Raw genomic sequence first — 22,762 nt, forward strand, 5'->3', positions numbered from 1 at the left:
GACAGATGATGATTATGACTAAAGACCCCTACCGCTATTTCAGGATAGAAGCACGTGAACTGCTCGATCAGTTGAGCGCGGGTGTGCTTGACCTGGAAAAATCCGGAACGACAGAAAAAGTCTTGCTACTGTTCCGGCTTGCGCACACGCTGAAAGGCGCAGCGCATGTGGTCAGGCAAGCTGAAATCGCCAATCTTGCACATGCGATGGAAGATGCGCTGTCTCCATACAGGCAAGACGGCACGACGATACCACGTGCAATATTCGATGGCCTGCTTGCCGGCCTGGACCGGATTTCGGTATTGCTGAACATGCTTCAGCCGGCCGAGGAAAACACTTCGCGATCAACACAGGATGCTTTGCAACAAACTGGATCGCAGCAGTTGCAAGACCAGGCTCTGGATGGCAAGCCAGGCAGTGCTGCAAGCACGACGGCGACGCGCATTGCCCGCACCGACGTCAGCGTCATAGACGCGCTGCTGGAAGGCATCGCGGAAGTGAGCGGAGAACTGAGCAATATGAAGCGCCTGAATGCCTCGGTCAGCCACATTCGTGAACTGTTCTTCAGTTTTACCGCGCAGCTCGCGGTGCAAAACCGCAAGGAGCAGGGGCATCAAGCCAGCCCGGCCGCCCTGGCAAAAGTGGCAGGTCTGGCAGAAGGCCTGCGCACGCTGATCGTTTCTGCCGAGCGCAATATCGCGGCCAGCACCGAAAGCATGGAAAGGGAGCTGCGCCAGGTACATGACACTGCGGAAAGGCTACGCCTGATCCCGGTAGCAAGTATCTTCCCCACTCTGGAACGCAGCACCAGGGACGCCGCCAACAGCCTGGCGAAAAAGGTGGTACTGGACGCAGGCGGCGGGGACATACGCCTGGACGGCCAGGTGCTGGACGTGATACAGAGCGCTCTGGTTCAGATTATCCGCAATGCGGTAGCGCACGGCATAGAAAACCCGGCGGAGCGCAAGGCAGCCGGCAAACCGGTGGCCGGGAAAATTTTGCTGGAAGTGACACGCCGCGGCAACCTGTTGTCCTTCGTCTGTTCCGACGACGGCCGCGGCATCGATGCCGATGCAGTCCGGCGCGCCATCGTGCGCAAGGAATTGGCCGCGGGAACCATGAATGAAAAAATGGAGCGGGAAATAGAGGCACTGAGCACACCCGATTTGCTGGCGATCCTGATGAAAGGCGGCATCAGCACGGCCAAGACTGTGACAGAGCTGGCTGGCCGCGGCGTCGGCCTCGATCTGGTCAGAAGCCTGATGCAGCAGGCGGACGGAGAAATACTGACCAGCACGGTGGCGGGCAAAGGCACTCGCATGGAAATGCTGGTGCCCGTATCGCTAGCCTCCTTGCAGGCGCTGATCGTGGAATCTGCGGGCCAGTCGCTGGCGATACCGCTGGACGCAGTCAGCGGCACACTGCGCGTGGCGGCAAAAGATATCGTGCGCGCGGAACAGGGGCGGCTGATCCTGTATCAGGAAGTACTGATTCCGCTGATCACACTCTCGCTGGCCGAGCGCAGGCACTCAACACGAGCAACGGCACCTGCCATCCTGTCGGTGGTAGTCATACGCACCGCCGCCGGGCTGACAGCAGTCGCCGTCGACAAGCTGTGCGGCACGGAGTCCATCGTATTGCGCCCGCTACCGACACTGGCTCCCGCCAGTGCCATGGTGTCGGCAAGCTTTCTGGACCACCAGGGCAATCCGCAACTGGTGCTCAACCCCGACATGCTGGTCTCCGGCATGAACGCTGCCGCCGCGCATGCAGGGAACTTCCCGGCCCCGCTATTGCCTATTCTGGTGATTGATGATTCGCTGACCACACGCATGCTGGAAAGTAGCATCCTCGAAGCAGCCGGCTTCGACGTCGCCCTAGCGGCATCCGCCGAGGAAGGCCTGGAGATGGCCAGGAACAACCGCTATGCACTGTTTTTGGTGGATCTGGAAATGCCGGGCATGAACGGTTTCCAATTCATCACACAGGTGCGCGCCGACGCGATATTGCACGCCATTCCCTGCATCCTGGTGACTTCGCGTGATGCGGAAGAAGACAAGCTGCAGGCGAAGCAGGCGGGAGCAGACGCCTATATCGTCAAAGGGGAATTCAATCAGGTCGAATTCCTGCAAAAAATCAAACAACTGGTGCAGGGATGAAAAAACTACGCATACTTGTCGTGGAAGACTCTTTGACTGTGCGCAAGCGCCTGGTCGAAGTGCTGAGCAGCGATCCTCAGATGGAGGTGATTGCAGAGGCAGAGGACGGAAAGCAGGCGATCTCGCTATGCCAGGAGTTGCGCCCTGATGTCATCACCCTGGACATGATGCTGCCGGTCATGAGCGGCCTGGCCGCCACCGAATACATCATGGCGCATTGCCCCACGCCGATACTGGTCGTCTCGTCGTCCACGAATCGCGGCGAATTATTTAAAACCTACGAGGCGCTGGCTGCGGGCGCTGTCGACGTCATGGAAAAACCGCATGCCGACGATATTGCAGGCGATTGGGAACAACGCCTGCTAAGTACCGTGCGACTGGTTTCACGAGTCCGTGTGATTACCCATCTGCGCGCACGCCTGAGCAACGCGATTACGGAATACCAGGCAAGCACACCCAAGCCCGATGAAAACGGGGATCCGGCAGTAACGCCAGCATCAAGCGGCAAGCCCTGCGACCTGATCGCCATAGGCGCATCTACCGGCGGGCCCAAGGCTGTGGTGCAGATACTCCAGGCCCTGCCCGCTGATTTCCCTGTCCCGGTGCTGATAGTGGTGCACATAGGCGAACCATTCGGCGCCGCCTTTGCCGACTGGCTGGATGGGCAAAGCAAGAGCCGGGTAAAAATTGCAGTCGACGGCCAGTCATTGACCCGAGGCGTCTTCATGGCGCCGCCGGCGCGGCACATGGTCGTCAGGAATAACAAGATCCATCTCGAGAATGGACCGGAACGCCACTCCTGCAAACCTTCGGTTGATGTACTGTTTGAATCCCTAGCGGCAGACTATGCCGGCGGCCTGGCCGCAGCACTATTGACCGGCATGGGAAGCGACGGCGCCCGCGGCCTGCTCGCGATCAGGCGCAGAGGCGGAATGACGATAGCGCAGGACGAAGCCAGTTCCGTTGTGTATGGCATGCCGCGCGAAGCAGCACATCTGGGCGCGGCACAACACATACTGCCGCTTTCCAATATCGGTCCCACCCTGGTCAAGTTCGCCCAGGGCAGGAGAACGGAGGGTCAGCCATGAGCATCTCACGTCCGACCATACTGATCGTGGACGACAGCCTGACTGTGCGCGCCGACCTGGAGGAGGCATTTTCAGACAAGGAATTCCAGGTCATTCTGTGTTCCAATGCCAGCCAGGCCCGCGCTGCACTGGCGAAGGAAATGCCGGAGCTGGCCATCCTTGACGTGATATTGCCGGATGGCGACGGCACCGATCTGCTAAAAGAAATCCGTGCGATGGCGACAGGCGCGGAGCTTCCCGTGCTGATGCTGTCCACCGAAGCGGAAGTGAAGGACAGGATACGCGGCCTGACCCTGGGTGCGACAGACTACGTCGGCAAACCTTACGACCGCGATTACCTGGTCGCGCGCGCCATCGAGCTGCTGGGCAGTCCATCATCCGCGACGCAGAAAGTTTCGGTATTAATTATCGACGACAGCATCACTTTCCGGGAAAGGCTGGCTGAAGAGCTGCGCAATGCCGGCTACGAAGTGATCAGCGTATCCAGCGGGGAAGAAGGCTTGCGCAGGGCCGCCGCCAACCGCCCTTCCATAGTGATTACCGATGGCGTGCTGCCCGGTATAGACGGCCCTACAGTGGTTCGCAAGCTGCGACTGGACGAAGCCCTGCGCAAGATTCCGTGCATCCTGCTGACCGGCTCGCATGACCGCATTGCCGAGCTGCACGCACTGGATTCTGGGGCTGATGCCTTTGTGCGCAAGAATGAAGACTTTGGCATGATGCTGGCGCGCGTCGCGGCCGTATTACGCGGAGCGGCCGGTGCGGCTTTTGAAAAGCAGACGGAGAGCCTGCTCGGCGCAAAGAAAATCCTGGCCGTGGATGACAGCCTGACATATCTGAACGAGCTGGGATCCATCTTGCGCGGCGAAGGCTATGACGTGATCCTGGCGCGCTCCGGCGAAGAGGCGCTGGAAATGGTGGCGGTGCAGGCGATAGACTGCATCCTGCTGGACCGTCTGATGCCGGGACTGAGCGGCACCGAGACCTGCCGCCGCATCAAGGCTTCCGCTCCGCTGTCGGACATTCCCATCATCATGCTGACGGCGACCGACGACCAGGACTCGATGATAGAAGGGCTAAGCAGCGGGGCCGACGACTATGTGCTGAAATCCAGCGAGGTGGAAGTGCTCAAGGCGAGGGTCAGGGTGCAGTTGCGCCGCAAGCAGTCGGAAGACCAGAGCCGCCGCATACGCAAGGAATTGCTCAGCAAGGAGCTGGACGCTGCCGATGCTCGCGCCTCCAAGGAACTGGCAGATAGCCGCGCCGAACTGTTGGCGATTCTGGAACAAAAGAATGAGGCTCTGGCCACGGTCAACGATGAACTGGTAGAGCACCAGCGCCAGATCGCGGAAAAAAATCGCCAGTTGGAATTGGCCAGCCATCTGAAGTCGGAATTCCTGGCCAATATGTCGCACGAACTGCGCACGCCGCTGAACGCCATCATCGGCTTTTCTGAACTATTGAAAGACGGCTTGCAGGGAGCGCTGAACGAACCGCAACGCTCCAGCGTTGTTGAAATCTACCAGGGCGGCACACATCTGCTGTCGCTGATCAACGATGTGCTGGATCTTTCCAAAGTAGAGGCCGGCCAGATGACGCTGGACCTGGAGCCGGTGAATATCGCCTCCATGCTGCAATCCAGCCTCAGCATCGTCAAGGAAAAAGCCCATCACCGCGGCATTCAATTAAAGCTGGATATTGCCGATGAACTGACCGGAGAGCAGGCCCGGCGTGTGACTGCCGACATCCGAAAATTGAAACAGATAGTCTATAACCTGCTATCGAACGCAGTGAAATTTACGGCGGAACGTGGACATATTGTGATCCAGGCGAAGCTGGTAAAGCGGGATCAGGTATCGGCACAGGCGCTTGCCCATCCAGCAGCCGCGGCAGCAGCCACAACCGCTGCAACCACAGAAATGCAATTGCGGCTATTGCCGCTGCCTGCGAATGATTACGGCGACTTCCTGCAGATAGGCGTCACCGACAATGGCAAAGGAATTGCCAGCGAAGATCTGCAAGAGTTATTTCAGCCCTTTGTGCAACTGGAAACGCCGTTGACCAAGAAACATGAGGGCACCGGTCTTGGCCTTGCACTGATCAAGCGCCTGGCAGAATTGCACGGAGGTACGGTGGCGGTTGCCAGCGCAGTAGACCAGGGCTCCTGCTTCACGGTGTGGCTGCCTTCACGCTGATTCTTGAAAGCTGCCCAACCACGATTACAGGCGCCTGGTCGTCTCGGGATCAAACCAGTGTACGGTTTCCGGCGCGAAGCCTGCGGTGGTCTTTTGGCCGGCCTCCACCGCAGTACCGGTGGGCGTGCGTATCACAAGCTGCTGGCCGCCGCAGACGCCATGCACCAGCAGATCCGCGCCGAGTGCCTCTACCATCTCCACTTCCAGCGGCAAGCCCGGCATGCCGAGGAACAGGTGCTCGGGCCTGACACCCAAGACCAGATCACGGCTGGCCACCTTGTCGGCATCTGCCTTCAGCAATGGCAAGCTGACGACCGTGCCACCTAACAATATCTGCCGGCCATCATCGGCAACTTTGCCGCGCATTAAATTCATCGGCGGGGAACCGATGAAGCTGGCAACGAAGGTCGTCGCCGGTGTGCCGTACACTTCTGCCGGTGTGCCTATCTGCTCGGCGCGCCCGCCATTCATCACGATCATGCGCTGGCCCAGCGTCATCGCCTCGACCTGGTCATGCGTCACATACAGGCTCGTCGTGCCCAGCGTGCGGTGCATCTTCTGGATCTCCAATCGCATCTGTACGCGCAATTTCGCATCCAGGTTGGACAAAGGCTCATCAAACAGGAAGACCGCCGGCTCGCGCACGATAGCGCGCCCCATCGCCACCCGCTGGCGCTGCCCACCGGACAGCTGGCGCGGCGTCCTCTGCAGCAACTCACCCAACTCCAGTATCTTGGCCGCTTTCTGCACCCGCGTCTCTATATCGTCCTTGGAAAAGCCGCGTATCTTCAGCCCGTACGCCATGTTCTGGTACACCGTCATATGCGGATATAGGGCATAGTTCTGGAACACCATCGCAATATCCCTGTCCTTGGGTTCCAGCTCATTCACTACCCGGTCGCCTATCACCACGTCGCCGGAAGTAATCTCTTCCAGCCCCGCAACCATGCGCAGCAAAGTAGACTTTCCGCAACCGGACGGCCCTACCATCACTATGAATTCACCATGCGCAATATCAATGGATATCCCATGGATAACAGCAACCGCCTTATCGCCCTTGCCGTAGGTTTTTTTTACGTCTTTTAAATGAACTTGAGCCATTTTTCACATTACTGTTAAGGGAACTTTAGAAATCGTAGCGAGCGGGTCAAGGTCAAGCCGAGAAGCGCAACCGTACGCATGTACGGTGAGCATCGCCGGCTTGAGATTGGCCCGCGCAGTAGATTTATAAAGTTCCTGATTACTTCTCGGAATCTACTAGTCCCTTTACAAACCATTTCTGCATAAGGATCACCACCATCGCCGGCGGCAGCATTGCCAGCAGCAGAGTCGCCATCACCATATTCCACTCCACCGCGGCATCGCCACCGGCAATCATGCGCCTTATGCCGACGCCTATCGGGTACATGCCCTGCTCTGTAGAGATCAGCAGCGGCCACAAATACTGGTTCCAGCCGTAGATGAACATGATGACAAACAGTGCTACCACATTGGTGCGCGACAGTGGCCACAACACATCCTTGAAGAAGCGCAGCGGGCCCGCGCCGTCTATGCGCGCCGCTTCCGCCAGTTCATCCGGTACAGTCAGGAAAAATTGCCGGAACAGGAAGGTCGCAGTCGCGGATGCTATCAGCGGTATCGTCAGGCCTGCATAACTGTTCAGCATGCCAAGGTCGGAAACCACCTTGTAGGTTGGTGTAATGCGCACTTCCACCGGCAGCATCAGCGTAACAAAGATCATCCAAAAAAACAGGCTGCGACCGGGAAAGCGGAAATACACCATCGCAAACGCCGACAGCATGGAAATGCTGATCTTGCCAATCGCAATGATCAATGCGGAAGCCAGGCTGATCCACAGCATCCTGAGCACAGGCCCGGCACTGACATTGCCGCTGGCGCCGGACTGCAGCACCGCCGACAGGTTATTAAATAGCTGATCGCCGGGTATCAGCGACAAGGGCGCAAGTGCGGCCTGCTCTGCCGTCTGCGAGCTGGCCACCAGCGCGATATAGATGGGAAAGGCCACGATCATGACACCCAGTATCAACACCAGGTGGCTGATCATGTCCAGAACCGGACGCCGCTCAATCATGTTTGACCTTCATGATTTACTTTCATGATTTACTTTCATGATTTACTTTCATGCTTCACTTTCACGAATATTGCACTTTCTTTTCTACATACTTGAATTGCACAACGGTGAGTATGATGACTATGCTCATCAGTATCACCGACTGCGCAGCCGCGCTACCAAGATCACCGCCCTTGAAGCCGTCATTGAATACCTTGAACACCAGGATCTCGGTATCCTTGCCCGGCCCGCCCTGCGTGGTGGCTTCCACAATGGCGAAAGTATCGAAAAAGGAATACACGATATTGACGACCAGCAGGAAGAATGATGTCGGCGACAGCAAGGGAAATACGATGGTGGCAAAACGGCGTACCGGGCCGGCGCCGTCTATCGCAGCAGCCTCGATCAGGGACTTGGGTATTGCCTGCAGGCCGGCCAGGAAAAACAGGAAGTTGTAACTGATCTGCTTCCACACCGCCGCCAGCACGATCAGTATCATCGCGTGCCTGCCGTTGAGCAGGTTGTTCCACTCTATGCCCATATGGCGCAGTGCATGTGCGACGACACCCAGTGTGGGATTCAATAAAAACATCCACAGCACGCCAACCACAACCGGCGACACCGCATACGGCAGTATCAGAAAGGTTTTATATAAAGTGGCACCGCGCACTATGCGGTCCGCAAACACTGCCAGCACCAGGGAAATCGCCAACCCCAGAAAAGCGACCAGTACCGAGAACAGCGCCGTTGTCTGAAACGATGCCAGATAGCTGGGATCGGCAAACAAGGCTTTGAAATTATCAAACCAGACAAAGTCGGTAGACATGCCGAACGCGTCCTGCAATAGCATGGACTGATACAGCGCCTGCACCGCCGGCCAAAAGAAAAAAACAATAGTCACAATAATCTGCGGCGCGACCAGCAAATACGGCAGCCATGCAGATCGAAAACGAGCGCGTTTTTCCAAGCGAAATCCAAAATGAAAATTAATGAAAACAGCTAGCTGGTAAGGGGCCAGAAACCGTAGCGAGCCGTTCGAGTTTGCGCCGAGAAGCACAGCCATACAGACGTACGGCGAGCATCACAGGCGAAAAATCGGATGGCGCAGTAGGTTTATGGCCGCTTACTTGTTGGCTTTCTCGAACTTGTCTAGTAACTCATTGCCGCGCAGTACCGCCGCATCCAGTGCTTCCTTGGCAGTTTTCTTGCCGCTCCACACCGCTTCCAGCTCCTCATCCATCACGGTGCGAATCTGCACGAAATTGCCGAGGCGCACACCACGGGATTTGTCCGTGGTCTTGACGATCATCTGTTGCACGGCGACGCCCGGGCCAGGGTTCTTTTCATAGAATCCGGATTTCTTGGTCAACTCATAGGCTGCCGTCGTGATCGGCAGGTAGCCTGTCTCCTGATGCCACTTGGCCTGCACTTCCGGCTGCGACAGGAATTTGTAGAACTTCGCTACGCCTTTGTATTCTTCCGTTTTCTTGCCGCTCATGGTCCACAGCGAAGCACCGCCTATGATGGTGTTTTGCGGAGCACCCGCTACGTCCGAATAGTAGGGCAAGGGAGCGACAGCGAATTTGAACTTGGCATTCTTGGCGATATTGCCGTAAGCAGAGCTGGACGAAGTCAGCATGCCGCATTCGCCGGAATAGAATTTTGCCTCTGGTTCATTCTTGCGGCCGGCATAGGTGAAGTAGCCCTGCTTGGCCCAGTTCGCCATGTTTTCTATATGTTTCACATGCAAAGGGCTGTTGAACTTCAGGCGCGCATCCAGTCCGCCGAAACCGTTGGCTTTGGAAGCAAACTCCACGTTATGCCAGGCAGAAAAGCTTTCCAGGTGCACCCAGGTTTGCCAGCCTGTCGTGAAACCGCATTTTTCTCCATTGGCTTTCAGGCGCGCCGCAGCAGCAACCACTTCCTGCCACGTCGCCGGAGCCTTGGAAGGGTCCATGCCCGCCTTGGCGAACATGTCCTTGTTATAGTAGAACACGGTGGTGGAGCTATTGAACGGGAAGGAAACCAGCTCGCCTTTTGGTGACGCGTAATAGCCGGCAACCGCGGGAATGTACACGCTGGCATCGAATTTTTCGCCAGCGATCTTCATCACTTCCGACACCGGCTTGATCGCGCCTTTGGAGTACATCATCGTTGCAGTACCGACCTCAAATACTTGCAGGATATTCGGTGCATTGCCGGCACGGTAGGCGGCAATGGCGCCGGCCATCGCTTCGTCATAGCTGCCTTTGTAGACGGGCACGACCTTGTATTCTGTCTGCCCCTTGTTGAACTGGTCTGCCAGCGCATTCACACGGTCGCCCAGCGCACCGGTCATCGAATGCCACCAGCTGATTTCCGTCACCGCATGGGCCGAACCGGCGGTCATGGTCATCGTCAACATCGCAGTGGCGGCAGCAAAGGAGCTGAATTTGAATTTCATCGTCTATCCCCGGGAATGGTGGTGGCGGCTTGCTAACGGGACGCTGCAGGCTGCTGCGAAGTCATCGGAGGCTTGCTGGCCAGTTTGAGACTAAAGCGCAAAGTACAGAGACCTTCACAAAATGCCGCCTATTTTATGTATATATTGTGACAACCGCGCTACGATAGCATCTGATCAAGCGTATGTGTACAGATACCAATATAATTCCCTCTTGCGACGCACAATCGCCACACAATCACAACATCGCCCGCATGCCTGTGTCGGATAGCGTCTTCATTCAAGGCGATATTTCTTGCTAAATTTTTATCGCTTTTTTTTATCACTCTTTTATAACTGTAGCTGCGCACTAAGCTGTTGCCGAACCTGTATCCGAATCTATCTCTATTATGTCAGCCATCATTAGCATGCCGTTTTCCACCCGACTTGGCCATTACTTCAGACTGGTGCGTCTGAACAAACCGATAGGCATCGTATTATTGCTGTGGCCCACGCTGAATGCGCTATGGCTGGCCTCGGACGGCAAGCCGGACTGGAAGCTGGTCGTCATTTTTACCCTGGGCACGATATTGATGCGCTCTGCCGGTTGTGCCATCAACGATTACGCGGACAGGGATTTCGACAAGCACGTGAAGCGCACTGCCGAACGTCCACTCACCAGCGGCAAGATTGCCGGCTGGGAGGCGCTGATGATCGCCGCCGCGCTGTCCGTGATTTCTTTTGCGCTGATCCTGCCTCTGAATACGCTGACCAAGCAGCTATCCGTATTGGCAGTGCTGATCGCCGGCAGCTATCCCTATTTCAAGCGTTTTTTTGCAATACCGCAGGCCTATCTCGGCATCGCTTTCGGTTTCGGTATTCCCATGGGATTTGCGGCGGTCCAGAACCAAGTGCCCGCCGCTGCCTGGATATTGCTGATCGCCAATATATTCTGGGCGGTGGCGTATGACACCGCCTACGCGATGGTGGACAGGGACGACGACCTCAAGATAGGCATACGCACTTCGGCGATTACCTTTGGCCGCTATGACGTGCTGGCCATCATGCTTTGCTATGCGATCAGCTTTGCGCTGATCCTGCTGGTCGGCTGGCAAATGGGGCTGCGCCTGTGGTTCGTCGCCGGCATGGTCGTTGCGGCAGGCTGCGCGGTCTATCACTACACCCTGATACGCGAGCGCGACCGCATGCGCTGTTTTGCCGCGTTCCGCCACAATAACTGGCTGGGCGCTGCTATTTTTGCTGGTATCGCTATTGACTATGCGCTAAAGTAAGGCTTAGTATTTTTGCATGCATTAACTTTCCATCTTTTACTGAAAGGGCACACCATGAGTTCCGCAGACAACGCCAAGGAGAAATTGATGAGCGACCTGAACCAGATCATTAAAGATGCAGAAGCATTGCTGCAAACTTCCGAGCAACAGACCGGAGAAGGCTTCAAGGCTGCCAAGGCCAAGTTTGAGGCGACACTCAAAAATGCCAAGGAAGAGGTCATCCGCCTGGAAGAGGCTGTCGTCACAAGGACCAAGGATGCCGCCCGCGCCACGGACGAATACGTGAAAGACAATCCCTGGCAATCTGCCGGCGTCGCAGCCGGCGTAGGCCTGCTGATAGGTCTGCTGATAGGCCGTAAATAATACGGATGGCGATATTTGAGTCGATAGGCCGTCTGGCGACGACGCTGCTGGATATCCTGCATACCCGGTTGGAACTGGTATCCGTCGAGGTAGAAGAAGAACTGGCACGCTATGCGACCTATCTGGTGGTCGTACTGATTGCCATGTTTTGCGCCGGTATCGCCGTGCTGATCGGCATCTTGCTGATCATTGCGCTGTTTTGGGACAGCTACCGCTTCCAGGTATTGCTGGCGCTGATCGTGGTCTTTGCCGGATCTGCGGCGGGGCTTGGCCTGTGGCTGCGCCAGGCGATACGCAGCAAACCCAGGCTGTTTGCACATACGCTGGCCGAGCTCGGCAAGGATAAATCCATGCTGCGGCCCGGCGATGCTGCAAGCACGCAGCCTGTCGCCGGGGACTAAACTATGGCAACGCCTACTCTGAATCACAGGCTCGCACAGCGGCGCATTGCGCTGCTGAAAAAAAGCGGGCAGCAGCGCAATGCGCTGCAATTGCAGGCGCTACAAGCCAGGCAGTCGCTGAGCGTGGTTGACGCGGGCTTGCGTATTGCAGGCCACGTCAAGCGGCATCCGCTGATTATTGCAGGTGTCGTTGCCGCCGCTGTCATCGTCAAACCGAAAAAACTCTTTTCCTGGCTGAACAAGGGCCTGGTGGTCTGGCGTGTGTGGCAGGGGATACGGCCGAGGACCACATCTCGCGACGTGCAGAAGAATGATCAATTTACGGATTGAATCAAATGAACGAGGAAGAAAAACGCTACTTGGAGCAGCAGCTAGCCGAAAAGCACCGCTGGTTCAATAAGGGCTCCCGAAGCTGGAGCACAGCGCACCACTGGTCTCTGGGAATTTCTGCGGTGACCTCGGCATGTGCGGCGGTGGTCATCAAACTCAAGTGGCTGGAAAAAGCCTACCCCGACTTATATACCTACCGGGAAGATGCAGCAGCATTATTGGCGGCGCTAGCCACCATCATCACTGCTGTTTCCGCCGCCGGCAACTTTGGCCGAAAATGGCAAACCAACCGCATCAGCCGGGGCAAGATTGAGCGGCTACAGATAATGCTCTCCAATCCGGCGGTCAGCGCGGACACGGTACGCGAAGAACTTCTCGATGTCATGAAACGGCATGAAGAAGGCATCATCGGTACGCCAATCAAATAACGCAGGACTAAGAGGCTGTTGCGACTTTCAGTGGCTGGCTATGCCTGCTGGCCAAACTCGTCGCCCAGTTCCTTGCCACGTACCGCAGCAGCCTTGACGGCCTGCACGATAGCCTGTTTGACTCCACTAGCCTCCAGGCTGCTTAACGCAGCGTAGGTAGTCCCACCTTTGGACGTCACTTTTTCCCTCAGCACGGAGACCGCATCCGTGGATTGCGCCGCCAGCTCTGCAGCGCCGGTGAAGGTGGCAATCGCCAGTTGCGTGCCCTGCTCCGCATTCAGTCCCAGCTCCGCCGCCGCCTGCTGCATCGCTTCGATGAAGTAGAACACGTAGGCCGGTCCGCTGCCGGATACCGCCGTCACCGAATCGATCAGGGCTTCATCATCCAGCCATACCGTCGCCCCGACGGCCCGCATGATATTGTCCGCCGCCTGCCGCTGCTCGGCGCTGACACCCGGCATCGCCACCATGCCGGTAACGCCCTTGCTGATCAGCGCAGGCGTATTCGGCATGCTGCGCACGATCGCATCATAGCCGCCCAGCCAGCGCGAGATGTCCGCGGCCCGTATGCCTGCCGCAATAGATAGCAGCAACTGGCCGGACAAATGGGGCTGAAGCTGGCTGATGACGTCATGCAATTGCTGCGGCTTGACTGCCAGGATGATCACATCACTACCGGCCAGCGCCGCATCGATCTTCAGCGCAGTATTGACCCCGAACTGCGTCTCCATCCGCGTCAGCGATTCCTGGTTGACATCCACCACATGGATATTGTTCGGGCTGGTCAGCTTGACCGCCAGGCCGCCCACCAGCGCGCTGGCCATATTGCCGCCGCCGATGAAACCGATTTTCAATTCACTTTGCATGTTTTAGGCACATAAGAGATGACTTCGAGTTAACTTCGAGATGACTGATTATTTCATATGCATTGCGTATGTCTTTGTTTTTATAACACTATTTAATAGTAACACTATCTTAAAAGCCATACCAAGGCGAGGGGCTAGCAAATTGCGGCCTGCCCCTTTGGTCGCCAACTCACTCTATCGTCCGCTAAATTACCTGGATCACATTGTTTCAATTTCTGGCACAGGAAGAATGCCTGTCCCTCCCCGGTGACCTGCTGCTGTCCTTATTATGCAAATAACGTTGGAACAGTCTAAAATAAGCACTTTGGCTGAGGAAGCTCTCAGCACCAATAGACCAGCTGCCTGGGGCAAGGCAGACCACCACGTGCCTGGGCCAGAATATGTTAACCACCGGGCACCGACCGCATACGAAGGAATGAACATGGCAACACAAAAATCAAAAATCATCTACACGCTGACAGATGAGGCGCCACTGCTGGCGACGTACTCGCTGCTGCCCATCATCAAAAAATTCACCGCGCCAGCCGGTGTTGACGTTGTTGCCAGTGATATTTCAGTCGCAGCAAGGGTGTTGGCCGAATTTCCGGAATACCTGAGCGACGACCAGAAAGTACCGAACACTTTGGCCGAACTGGGCGCGCTGACGCAGCATCCAGACACCAATATCATCAAATTGCCTAATATCAGCGCATCGGTCGCCCAGCTGATGGCCTGCGTGCGCGAGCTGCAAAGCCGCGGTTACAAGCTGCCCGATTATCCTGAAGATCCGAAGACCGATGCCGACAAGGCACTCAAGGCCCGCTACGGCAAATGCATAGGCAGCTCGGTCAACCCAGTGCTGCGCGAAGGTAACTCCGACCGCCGCGCCCCGAAAGCCGTGAAAGAGTTCGCGCGCAAGCACCCGCATTCCATGGGCGAATGGAGCCAGGCATCGCGCACCCACGTGTCCCACATGCACCATGGCGATTTTTACCATGGTGAAAAATCGATGACACTGGACCGTGCCCGCGACGTCAAAATGGAATTGCTCACCAGCTCAGGCAAGACCATCGTGCTCAAGCCTAAGGTAGCACTGCAAGCCGGCGAAATCATCGACAGCATGTTCATGAGCAAAAAAGCGCTGCTGGAGTTCTATGAGAAGGAGCTGGAAGACGCGCACAAGACCGGAGTGATGTTCTCGCTGCACGTCAAGGCGACCATGATGAAGGTCTCCCACCCTATCGTGTTCGGCCACTGCGTGCGGATTTTCTACAAGGAAGCCTTCGCCAAGCACGCCGCACTGTTCGAAGAACTGGGCGTCAATGTCAACAACGGCATGGTCAACCTGTATGACAAGATCGAAACGCTGCCTGCATCCAAGCGCGAAGAAATCCTGAAAGACCTGCACGCTTGCCACGAACACCGTCCTGAACTGGCGATGGTCGATTCAGCCAAAGGCATCACCAATTTCCATTCGCCTAATGACGTGATTGTCGATGCATCGATGCCAGCCATGATCCGTATCGGCGGCAAGATGTGGGGTGCCGATGGCCGTCCGAAAGACGCCAAGGCCGTGATGCCGGAAAGCACCTTTGCCCGCATCTACCAGGAAATGATCAACTTCTGCAAATGGCATGGCAACTTTGACCCGCGCACTATGGGTACCGTACCTAACGTCGGCCTGATGGCACAGCAAGCAGAAGAATACGGTTCGCACGACAAAACGTTTGAAGTTCCGGAAGCCGGCGTCGCCAACATCGTCGACCTCGCCACTGGCGAAGTGCTGCTGACACAGAACGTGGAAGAAGGCGACATCTGGCGCATGTGCCAGGTCAAGGACGCACCGATACGCGACTGGGTCAAACTGGCCGTCACCCGCGCCCGCAACTCCGGCATGCCGGCAGTATTCTGGCTCGACCCATACCGTCCGCATGAAAACGAAGTGATCAAGAAGGTTCAGGTCTATCTGAAGGATCACGATACGAATGGCCTGGATATCCAGATCATGTCGCAAGTGCGCGCGATGCGCTACACGCTGGAGCGCGTAGCCCGCGGCCTGGACACCATTTCGGTAACCGGCAACATCCTGCGCGACTATCTGACTGACCTGTTCCCTATCATGGAACTGGGCACCAGCGCCAAAATGCTGTCCATCGTGCCGTTGATGGCCGGCGGCGGAATGTACGAAACAGGCGCAGGCGGATCGGCTCCCAAACATGTCAAGCAACTGGTGGAAGAAAATCACCTGCGCTGGGATTCCCTGGGTGAGTTCCTGGCTCTGGCGGTATCGCTGGAAGACATGGGCATCAAGACCGGCAACGCCAAGGCCAAGGTGTTGGCCAAGACGCTGGATGAAGCCACCGGCAAGCTGCTGGACAATAACCAGTCACCTTCGCCACGTACCGGCGAACTCGACAATCGCGGCAGCCATTTCTATCTGACCCTGTACTGGGCGCAGGCGCTGGCAGCGCAGACAGATGACGCGGAACTGAAGGCGTATTTCACGCCAGTGGCTAAGGCACTGGCTGAGAATGAGGCCAAGATCATCGCTGAGCTGAAAGACGTGCAAGGCAAGGAAATGGATATCGGCGGCTACTACCTGCCCGACCCAGTGAAAACCGAAGCAGTCATGCGTCCGAGCGCAAGCTTCAACGCAGTATTGGCCTCCATGTAATAAAGCCGGAATGAACAGTGCAGCGGGCAACGCTGCACTGTTCGCAAAGTGTCCGTGGCGCATTGCAGCGCGCCACGGACAACCTGGCTGCCAGCCATGCAGATGGCTGGCAGCAGCCTAAGCTGTGCTGCAAGTCAAATCAAATATCTCAAACGAATTTCAATCATGCCGCCAATGCCGGCATAGCCTGAACCTGCGTTTTACAAGTTCTTGGCGTAATCCCTCTTTCCGAATATTGCAGTTCCTATCCTGACGATGGTACTACCTTCGGCAATGGCCGCCCGCATATCCGCGCTCATGCCCATGGACAAGGTATCCAGCGGCAAACCCTCAGCGCGCATCGCTTCCTGTAATTGACGCAGCGCTGCAAACGGCAAACGTTGCGTAACAGCATCATCCGTAGGTTCCGGCACAGCCATCAAACCACGTAGGCGCAAACCGGGTAGTGACGCAATTTTAAGGGCTAACCCCAGTGCTTCATCTGGTGCAACACCACTCTTGCTGGCCTCACCACTAATGTTTATTTGCAAACAAATATTCAATGGCGGCAGATTCGAGGGCCGCTGTTCAGATAGCCTTACTGCAATCTTTTCCCTATCCACTGAGTGGACCCAGGAAAAATGCTCGGCTATCTGGCGGGTCTTATTGCTTTGTATGGGGCCAATGAAGTGCCATTCCAGCGCAAGCTCGGGCGCCAGCGTAGCGACGGCCACCATCTTGTCCATCGCTTCCTGCACGTAGTTCTCGCCGAAGGCTCGCTGGCCGGCTCTGGCGGCTTCCACTACCTGCTGCGGACTGCAGGTCTTGGAAACGGCCAGCAGGGCAACCTGCGTCGCCGGGCGATCCGCTGCCTGGCAGGCAGCAGACAATTCATCCTGCACAGTTTGCAAGTTGTCAGATATGGAGTTTGAGGACATAATCAGGGTTACTTCTAGTACATTATTTTGGCGGGGCAGCAAACCACCCGGCGTGTTGTGGAATTGCAGTCGGCAGTTTCATCGCACGAAGGCATTTGGCTGAGCTTTAGTCTCGCTTCGCCCGCATACAGTCATTCTTCTTAATCGACATCGGAATTATAAATGGACATTTCAGAACTACTCGCATTTTCGGTCAAGAACAACGCTTCCGATCTCCATTTATCCTCAGGCCTGCCACCAATGATACGTGTGCACGGCGACGTACGCCGTATCAACCTGCCGCCACTGGAACACAAGGATGTCCATTCACTGATCTATGACATCATGAATGACTCGCAGCGCAAAGCCTATGAAGAAGTGCTGGAGTGCGATTTTTCTTTTTCCATCCCCGGCCTGGCTCGCTTCCGTGTCAATGCATTCAACCAGGAACGCGGCGCCGCAGCGGTCATGCGTACCATTCCATCCAAGATTCTGAGCCTGGAACAACTGAACGCACCCAAGATCTTTGCCGAGCTGGCGATGAAGCCGCGCGGACTGGTACTGGTCACCGGTCCTACGGGTTCCGGTAAATCGACTACGCTGGCAGCGATGGTCAACCATCTGAATGAAAATGAATACGGCCATATCCTGACTGTGGAAGATCCTATCGAATTCGTACATGAGTCGAAGAAATGCCTGATCAACCAGCGCGAAGTCGGCCCGCATACGATGTCCTTCCAGAATGCGCTGCGCTCAGCACTGCGTGAAGATCCTGATGCGATCCTGGTCGGCGAGTTGCGCGATCTGGAAACCATACGCCTGGCGCTGACCGCAGCGGAAACCGGTCACTTGGTGTTCGGCACGCTGCATACATCATCTGCTGCAAAGACCATTGACCGTATTGTCGACGTTTTCCCGGCGGAAGAAAAAGAAATGGTGCGGTCGATGCTGTCCGAATCACTGCAGGCCGTTATTTCGCAAACGCTGCTGAAGACCAAGGATGGCGGTGGCCGTGTGGCCGCGCATGAGATCATGCTGGGCACGCCGGCGATCCGTAACCTGATCCGTGAAGCAAAAATTGCGCAGATGTATTCCGCGATACAGACCGGCAGCAATATCGGCATGCAGACACTGGATCAGAACCTGACCGACCTGGTACGCAGGAATGCAATTTCTGCTGCGACTGCACGTGCGGCAGCGAAAATACCGGACAACTTCCCCGGCTAATTATCCCGCCGGCAACGGACCATCCGGCAGCCGGCTCCGCATCAACGAATAACGCTTTACGCTTATAGAAAAAGGCTCTGGGAAACATGGAACGCGATCAGGCAACCAAATTCATGCACGACTTGCTGCGGCTGATGCTGACCAAGAACGGCTCAGATCTGTTTATTACCGCAGAATTTCCACCCGCCTTCAAGATAGATGGCAAGGTAACGCCGGTATCCAACCAGGCATTGACCGCAGCGCATACGGTGGACCTGGCCAGGGCCATCATGAACGACAAGCAGGCGGCTGAGTTTGAGGCGACCAAGGAATGCAATTTTGCGATCAACCCTGCCGGTATGGGCCGCTTCCGGGTATCCGCTTTCATGCAGCAGGGCCGCGTCGGCCTGGTGCTAAGGACGATCACCACGGCGATTCCCAAGTTTGAAGACCTGGGTCTGCCGATGAACCTGAAAGAAGTGGCGATGACCAAGCGCGGCCTGGTCATCATGGTAGGCGCCACCGGCTCCGGTAAATCGACGACGCTGGCAGCGATGGTCGGCTACCGCAATGCGAACAGCTACGGCCACATCCTGACGGTGGAAGACCCGATTGAATATGTGCACCCGCACGGTAATTGCATCGTCACGCAGCGCGAAATAGGTATTGATACTGAAGACTGGGGTGCAGCTCTGAAAAATTCGCTGCGCCAGGCACCTGACGTGATCCAGATCGGCGAGATCCGCGACCGCGAGACCATGGACTTTGCGATCGCCTTTGCGGAAACCGGCCACTTGTGCCTGGCCACGCTGCATGCAAACAGCGCCAACCAGGCGATGGACAGGATGATCAACTTTTTCCCGGAAGAGCGGCGCGCGCAGTTGCTGATGGATTTGTCGCTGAACCTGAAGGGCGTCATTTCCCAAAGGCTGCTGCCCATCAAAGGAAAAAAAGGACGTGTCGCAGCAGTAGAAATCCTGCTCAATACCCCACTGATTGCCGACCTGATCTTCAAGGGCCATGTGCACGAGATCAAGGAAATCATGAAAAAATCACGCGAATTGGGCATGCAGACATTTGACCAGGCGCTGTTCGACCTGCATGAAGCCGACATGATTACCTATGAAGACGCCTTGCGCAATGCCGACTCGGTCAATGAGCTGCGCCTTGCCATCATGCTGCAAGGCAAGGATGCAAAAGACCGCGACCTGAGCGCAGGAACCCAACATCTAGGAATCGTATGAGCGCACTGGATTTCACCGCGAACAGCTTGCAGGGCAGCCCGGTAGACTTGAGGCAGTATCTGGGCAAGGTTGTGATGATCGTCAATACCGCCAGCAATTGCGGCTTCACTCCGCAGTACAAGGGGCTGGAAGAAGTCTACCGTCAGTTCAAGGACAAGGGCGTGGAGGTACTGGGTTTTCCGTGCAACCAGTTCCTGCATCAGGAACCCGGCACCGCCGAAGAAATCGGCGCCTTCTGCGAAAAGAACTATAGCGTGAGCTTTCCTCTGTTTGAAAAAATCGAGGTCAACGGCAACGACGCCCATCCTCTGTACAAACATTTGAAAGCCAAAGCACCCGGCCTGATGGGCAGCGAAGGCATCAAATGGAATTTCACCAAATTCCTGGTGAAAAAGGACGGCACGGTATTCAAACGCTACGCGCCGTCGACAACACCAAAGGAAATGGTGGAAGATATAGAAAAGCTGCTGGCCGAATAAGCCTGTAGCAAAGCATACCATCCGACTGCCCGCTGCTGATGCAAGCGGGCAGTTTTCATATCAGGCCCAGCAGTTTCAAGGCCAGCGGCAATAGCAGCGCCGTCAGCAAACCAGAGATACCCATTGCCAGCCCGGCAAAAGCCCCCATCTCCTCGCTGAACTGAAATGCCCGCGCCGTCCCTATGCCATGCGCGCTGACACCCAGGGCAAAACCGCGTACGCTGTCATCTTCTATCTTCAGCAGATTCAATATGCCGCGCGCCATCGTCGCACCGGCAATCCCGGTCAGCATCACCAGCACTGCGGTCAGCGAAGGCAGGCCGCCTATTTTTTCCGACACGCCCATCGCGATTGCCATCGTCACCGATTTAGGCGCAATCGACAGCACCGTCACCGGTGACGCACCTAATAGCCATGCCAGGCCCATTGCAGTGGAGATCGCTGCAGCGCTGCCAAGCAATGATCCTGCGAGAAAGGCCAGCCAGTGGCGCCGCAGTTTGCTGATTTGCTGATACAGGGGAATCGCCAGCGCCACCGTCGCCGGTCCCAGCAGAAAATGCACGAATTGCGCACCGGCAAAATAGGTCTTATAGGAAGTGCCTGTCAGGCTCAACACCAGCACCAGAATGGCCACCGCAATCGCTACCGGATTTGCCAGGGAATTAAATTTGGTCTTTGCATAAATCGCATACGCCAGCTGGTAAGCAATCAGTGTCGCCGTCAGCCCCAGCAACGGCGAAGCTGCCAGATAAACCCAGATATCGGTCAGGCGCCCGGTCATTTCTGCAGCCAGCGCACAGCCAGTGCGGTAACAACAATCGACACCGCAGTGCTGACAAGCAAAGCCACCGCCAGCGGCAACCACTCCGCCAACACCTGCGGCCCCAGCACCATGATACCCACACCCGCCGGGACGAACAGCAATGATAAATGCTTCAAAAATTCCTGCACCGTAGGCGCCAGCTTTTGCGCCAGATCTTTTTTAAAGATAAGAAAACAGAACAGCAGCAACATGCCTATGACAGGCCCAGGAACCGGCAAGCCGAACAAATGCGCAAGCCCCTCGCCGAGGCTTTGGAAGATCAACAGGATAGTGAAGGTTTGTATCATCTATTCGGGTTTATGTCGTTCTCAATACCTGCGATCAAAGCTTAGCTGGTGTTGATGTTGCTTTTGACTTTAAATCCGCTTGGGACGCAGCATTTTGCGCTTCACAGAAAATGGATCAGAAATGAACGTTGTTTGAGCGCAGCGAGTTTCGTTCATTTCCCATTTTTTGGGATGCGCAAAATGTGATGGCGCTTCGCGCCATCAACCGAAGGGCAAGTCTGCGGTCGCCTTTCTTTGCTTACTTTCTTTGGCGAAGCAAAGAAAGTAAGTAGCCGTCGGGCTACCCCCGACCAGCGATCCAAGATTTACTCAACAATCTCGGAACGAACCCGAAGTCATCGGATCAGAGCCTGATCCACCAACTCTATCCAATGCCTCACCGGCACCTCAGTCCCCGACTGCAAATGCGTCAAGCAACCTATATTCGCCGACAAGATCATCTCCGGCCCTGTATCCAGCAAATTGCGCAATTTATTGTCGCGCAATTTGTAAGACAATTCCGGCTGCAGTACCGAATAGGTCCCTGCAGACCCACAGCACAGATGGCTATCAGCGCATAACTGCACATCCACACCGGCACTACGCAACAAGCCCTCTACCTTGCCGCGTATCTGCTGCCCATGCTGCAGGGTACATGGCGGATGCCAGGCAATGCGCTTGCGGGCCTTGCCTGCAAGCCTGGCGGTGAGCTCCGCTTTAAACTGCGGTAACACTTCACTCAAGTCCTGCGTCAGCGCAGAAATGCGCGCGGCTTTTTCCGCATACACGGCATCATGCGCTAGCAGATGGCCATACTCCTTGACGGTAGCGCCGCAGCCGGACGCAGTCATCACGATGGCCTCCGCACCCGCCTCCACATAGGGCCACCAGGCATCGATATTGGCGCGCATATCATCCAGGCCGTCTTCCTGCTGGTTCAAATGGTAGCGTATCGCGCCGCAGCAGCCGGCCTTGGGCGCGACGATCAATTGCACCCCCAACGCATCCAGCACCCTGGCCGTGGCCGCATTGATATTTGGCGACATCGCCGGTTGCACGCAACCATCCAGCAACAGCATCTTGCGGGCATGCGCAGTCTGCGGCCATATACCGGCAGGCTGCGCAACAGGCACTTTATTCTTCAATGACTTTGGCAGCAGTGGCCTCAGCATCTGTCCGGCCTTCATCGCCGGAGTAAACAGCCATTTGCGCGGCAACAACTCTTGTAAGGCCTTGCGCTTGATGCTTTGCCCCCAGGGGCGCGGCACCTGTTCATCAACGATCTTGCGGCCGATATCAACCAGGCGGCCATACTGCACCCCGGATGGACAGGTGGATTCGCAGTTGCGGCAAGTCAGGCAACGGTCCAGGTGCAACTGTGTGCTGGCTGTGGCGGGCTTGCCCTCCAGCACCTGCTTGATCAGGTAAATGCGGCCGCGCGGTCCATCCAGCTCATCTCCCAGCAACTGGTAAGTGGGACAGGTAGCCGTGCAAAATCCGCAGTGTACGCACTTGCGCAGGATCTGGTCTGCCTCCTGGCCTTCACGGGTATTCTTGATAAAGTCGGCGAGATTGGTTTGCAT

The 22,762-nt window shown here is 56.3% G+C and carries 21 protein-coding genes; 12 read left to right on the forward strand and 9 right to left on the reverse strand.

The window, feature by feature from the left end; genetic code table 11:
- The first annotated feature begins 14 nt into the window (after window positions 1-14).
- The 3 genes from IEW12_RS14185 to IEW12_RS14195 are packed head-to-tail and all read left to right on the forward strand — an operon-like array spanning window position 15 to window position 5,442.
- Window positions 15-2,159 (forward strand): hybrid sensor histidine kinase/response regulator, encoded by a 2,145-nt coding sequence (locus IEW12_RS14185; RefSeq protein WP_188566653.1) that lies wholly within the window; start codon window positions 15-17, stop codon window positions 2,157-2,159.
- Entirely contained in the window at window positions 2,156-3,247 is a 1,092-nt protein-coding gene (gene cheB / locus IEW12_RS14190; protein ID WP_188566654.1) for a chemotaxis-specific protein-glutamate methyltransferase CheB, read from the forward strand. Before IEW12_RS14185 ends, cheB begins: the two co-directional genes overlap by 4 nt.
- Complete coding sequence (locus IEW12_RS14195) at window positions 3,244-5,442, forward strand: response regulator (protein WP_188566655.1); 2,199 nt, start codon at window positions 3,244-3,246, stop codon at window positions 5,440-5,442. The genes cheB and IEW12_RS14195 overlap by 4 nt, the downstream gene beginning before the upstream one ends.
- A 24-nt stretch (window positions 5,443-5,466) precedes the next feature.
- On the opposite strand, the gene IEW12_RS14200 is transcribed toward IEW12_RS14195, so the two are convergent.
- From IEW12_RS14200 to ugpB, 4 genes are all read right to left on the reverse strand, one after another.
- A complete protein-coding gene (locus IEW12_RS14200; protein ID WP_188566656.1) occupies window positions 5,467-6,543 on the reverse strand; it encodes a sn-glycerol-3-phosphate import ATP-binding protein UgpC in 1,077 nt (358 codons plus the stop codon).
- 139 nt (window positions 6,544-6,682) lie between these two features.
- Window positions 6,683-7,534, reverse strand: coding sequence for a sn-glycerol-3-phosphate ABC transporter permease UgpE (gene ugpE, locus IEW12_RS14205; RefSeq protein WP_188566657.1), 852 nt, complete (start codon window positions 7,532-7,534; stop codon window positions 6,683-6,685).
- A gap of 61 nt (window positions 7,535-7,595) precedes the next feature.
- Complete coding sequence (gene ugpA, locus IEW12_RS14210; RefSeq protein WP_188566658.1) at window positions 7,596-8,480, reverse strand: sn-glycerol-3-phosphate ABC transporter permease UgpA; 885 nt, start codon at window positions 8,478-8,480, stop codon at window positions 7,596-7,598.
- A 156-nt stretch (window positions 8,481-8,636) separates the two neighbouring features.
- The gene (ugpB, locus tag IEW12_RS14215) at window positions 8,637-9,917 is read right to left on the reverse strand and encodes a sn-glycerol-3-phosphate ABC transporter substrate-binding protein UgpB (RefSeq protein WP_229751134.1); all 1,281 of its coding nucleotides are present in this window, start codon (window positions 9,915-9,917) and stop codon (window positions 8,637-8,639) included.
- A gap of 443 nt (window positions 9,918-10,360) precedes the next feature.
- Between ugpB and ubiA the strand changes: the two genes are divergently transcribed.
- Genes ubiA through IEW12_RS14240 form a run of 5 tightly spaced genes read left to right on the forward strand, consistent with a single transcriptional unit; the run spans window position 10,361 to window position 12,746 of the window.
- Entirely contained in the window at window positions 10,361-11,224 is an 864-nt protein-coding gene (gene ubiA / locus IEW12_RS14220) for a 4-hydroxybenzoate octaprenyltransferase (RefSeq protein WP_229751111.1), read from the forward strand.
- A 54-nt stretch (window positions 11,225-11,278) separates the two neighbouring features.
- Complete coding sequence (locus IEW12_RS14225; protein WP_188566661.1) at window positions 11,279-11,587, forward strand: ElaB/YgaM/YqjD family protein; 309 nt, start codon at window positions 11,279-11,281, stop codon at window positions 11,585-11,587.
- 5 nt (window positions 11,588-11,592) lie between these two features.
- Window positions 11,593-11,988: a phage holin family protein gene (locus tag IEW12_RS14230; protein WP_188566662.1), complete on the forward strand. Its 396-nt coding sequence runs from the start codon at window positions 11,593-11,595 to the stop codon at window positions 11,986-11,988.
- A gap of 3 nt (window positions 11,989-11,991) precedes the next feature.
- Window positions 11,992-12,318, forward strand: a complete 327-nt coding sequence (locus IEW12_RS14235) for a YqjK family protein (RefSeq protein WP_188566663.1) — start codon at window positions 11,992-11,994, stop codon at window positions 12,316-12,318.
- Window positions 12,319-12,323: 5 nt separating this feature from the next.
- Window positions 12,324-12,746 carry a hypothetical protein gene (locus IEW12_RS14240; protein ID WP_188566664.1) on the forward strand — a complete coding sequence of 141 codons (423 nt, stop codon included), beginning with the start codon at window positions 12,324-12,326 and terminating at the stop codon, window positions 12,744-12,746.
- Between the two features lie 38 nt (window positions 12,747-12,784).
- On the opposite strand, the gene proC is transcribed toward IEW12_RS14240, so the two are convergent.
- Window positions 12,785-13,612: a pyrroline-5-carboxylate reductase gene (gene proC, locus IEW12_RS14245; RefSeq protein WP_188566665.1), complete on the reverse strand. Its 828-nt coding sequence runs from the start codon at window positions 13,610-13,612 to the stop codon at window positions 12,785-12,787.
- Between the two features lie 421 nt (window positions 13,613-14,033).
- On the opposite strand from proC, the gene IEW12_RS14250 reads away from it, so the two are divergent.
- Window positions 14,034-16,265 (forward strand): NADP-dependent isocitrate dehydrogenase, encoded by a 2,232-nt coding sequence (locus tag IEW12_RS14250; protein WP_188566666.1) that lies wholly within the window; start codon window positions 14,034-14,036, stop codon window positions 16,263-16,265.
- Window positions 16,266-16,465: 200 nt separating this feature from the next.
- On the opposite strand, the gene IEW12_RS14255 is transcribed toward IEW12_RS14250, so the two are convergent.
- Window positions 16,466-17,182, reverse strand: a complete 717-nt coding sequence (locus tag IEW12_RS14255; RefSeq protein ID WP_188566667.1) for a YggS family pyridoxal phosphate-dependent enzyme — start codon at window positions 17,180-17,182, stop codon at window positions 16,466-16,468.
- 162 nt (window positions 17,183-17,344) lie between these two features.
- Here IEW12_RS14255 and IEW12_RS14260 point away from each other — a divergent pair, with 162 nt between their 5' ends.
- The 3 genes from IEW12_RS14260 to IEW12_RS14270 all read left to right on the forward strand — a co-directional run bounded on the left by IEW12_RS14260 (window position 17,345) and on the right by IEW12_RS14270 (window position 20,090).
- Window positions 17,345-18,388, forward strand: coding sequence for a type IV pilus twitching motility protein PilT (locus tag IEW12_RS14260; protein WP_188566668.1), 1,044 nt, complete (start codon window positions 17,345-17,347; stop codon window positions 18,386-18,388).
- Window positions 18,389-18,474: 86 nt separating this feature from the next.
- The gene (locus IEW12_RS14265) at window positions 18,475-19,611 is read left to right on the forward strand and encodes a PilT/PilU family type 4a pilus ATPase (RefSeq protein ID WP_188566669.1); all 1,137 of its coding nucleotides are present in this window, start codon (window positions 18,475-18,477) and stop codon (window positions 19,609-19,611) included.
- Complete coding sequence (locus IEW12_RS14270) at window positions 19,608-20,090, forward strand: glutathione peroxidase (RefSeq protein WP_188566670.1); 483 nt, start codon at window positions 19,608-19,610, stop codon at window positions 20,088-20,090. The genes IEW12_RS14265 and IEW12_RS14270 overlap by 4 nt, the downstream gene beginning before the upstream one ends.
- 55 nt (window positions 20,091-20,145) lie before the next feature.
- Here IEW12_RS14270 and IEW12_RS14275 read toward each other — a convergent pair whose 3' ends face one another.
- The 3 genes from IEW12_RS14275 to glcF all read right to left on the reverse strand — a co-directional run bounded on the left by IEW12_RS14275 (window position 20,146) and on the right by glcF (window position 22,762).
- Window positions 20,146-20,871 carry an LrgB family protein gene (locus tag IEW12_RS14275; protein WP_188566671.1) on the reverse strand — a complete coding sequence of 242 codons (726 nt, stop codon included), beginning with the start codon at window positions 20,869-20,871 and terminating at the stop codon, window positions 20,146-20,148.
- On the reverse strand, window positions 20,868-21,200 hold the full coding sequence (locus IEW12_RS14280; RefSeq protein WP_188566672.1) for a CidA/LrgA family protein: 333 nt from the start codon (window positions 21,198-21,200) through the stop codon (window positions 20,868-20,870). Before IEW12_RS14280 ends, IEW12_RS14275 begins: the two co-directional genes overlap by 4 nt.
- Window positions 21,201-21,535: 335 nt before the next feature.
- Window positions 21,536-22,762 carry a glycolate oxidase subunit GlcF gene (gene glcF / locus IEW12_RS14285; protein WP_188566673.1) on the reverse strand — a complete coding sequence of 409 codons (1,227 nt, stop codon included), beginning with the start codon at window positions 22,760-22,762 and terminating at the stop codon, window positions 21,536-21,538.

Source organism: Parundibacterium terreum (assembly GCF_014636315.1).
In the GTDB taxonomy this organism is placed as follows: Bacteria; Pseudomonadota; Gammaproteobacteria; order Burkholderiales; family Burkholderiaceae_D; genus Undibacterium; species Undibacterium terreum.

Coding starts and splice junctions, on each gene's coding strand:
- glcF (WP_188566673.1), bottom strand. CDS start 22,762: ATGCAAACCAATCTCGCCGACTTTATCAAGAATACCCGTGAAGGCCAG.
- IEW12_RS14200 (WP_188566656.1), bottom strand. CDS start 6,543: ATGGCTCAAGTTCATTTAAAAGACGTAAAAAAAACCTACGGCAAGGGC.
- IEW12_RS14185 (WP_188566653.1), top strand. CDS start 15: ATGACTAAAGACCCCTACCGCTATTTCAGGATAGAAGCACGTGAACTG.
- IEW12_RS14280 (WP_188566672.1), bottom strand. CDS start 21,200: ATGATACAAACCTTCACTATCCTGTTGATCTTCCAAAGCCTCGGCGAG.
- IEW12_RS14270 (WP_188566670.1), top strand. CDS start 19,608: ATGAGCGCACTGGATTTCACCGCGAACAGCTTGCAGGGCAGCCCGGTA.
- ubiA (WP_229751111.1), top strand. CDS start 10,361: ATGCCGTTTTCCACCCGACTTGGCCATTACTTCAGACTGGTGCGTCTG.
- ugpE (WP_188566657.1), bottom strand. CDS start 7,534: ATGATTGAGCGGCGTCCGGTTCTGGACATGATCAGCCACCTGGTGTTG.
- IEW12_RS14275 (WP_188566671.1), bottom strand. CDS start 20,871: ATGACCGGGCGCCTGACCGATATCTGGGTTTATCTGGCAGCTTCGCCG.
- IEW12_RS14250 (WP_188566666.1), top strand. CDS start 14,034: ATGGCAACACAAAAATCAAAAATCATCTACACGCTGACAGATGAGGCG.
- IEW12_RS14230 (WP_188566662.1), top strand. CDS start 11,593: ATGGCGATATTTGAGTCGATAGGCCGTCTGGCGACGACGCTGCTGGAT.
- ugpB (WP_229751134.1), bottom strand. CDS start 9,917: ATGTTGACGATGACCATGACCGCCGGTTCGGCCCATGCGGTGACGGAA.
- IEW12_RS14235 (WP_188566663.1), top strand. CDS start 11,992: ATGGCAACGCCTACTCTGAATCACAGGCTCGCACAGCGGCGCATTGCG.
- IEW12_RS14265 (WP_188566669.1), top strand. CDS start 18,475: ATGGAACGCGATCAGGCAACCAAATTCATGCACGACTTGCTGCGGCTG.
- IEW12_RS14260 (WP_188566668.1), top strand. CDS start 17,345: ATGGACATTTCAGAACTACTCGCATTTTCGGTCAAGAACAACGCTTCC.
- IEW12_RS14255 (WP_188566667.1), bottom strand. CDS start 17,182: ATGTCCTCAAACTCCATATCTGACAACTTGCAAACTGTGCAGGATGAA.
- IEW12_RS14195 (WP_188566655.1), top strand. CDS start 3,244: ATGAGCATCTCACGTCCGACCATACTGATCGTGGACGACAGCCTGACT.
- cheB (WP_188566654.1), top strand. CDS start 2,156: ATGAAAAAACTACGCATACTTGTCGTGGAAGACTCTTTGACTGTGCGC.
- proC (WP_188566665.1), bottom strand. CDS start 13,612: ATGCAAAGTGAATTGAAAATCGGTTTCATCGGCGGCGGCAATATGGCC.
- IEW12_RS14240 (WP_188566664.1), top strand. CDS start 12,324: ATGAACGAGGAAGAAAAACGCTACTTGGAGCAGCAGCTAGCCGAAAAG.
- IEW12_RS14225 (WP_188566661.1), top strand. CDS start 11,279: ATGAGTTCCGCAGACAACGCCAAGGAGAAATTGATGAGCGACCTGAAC.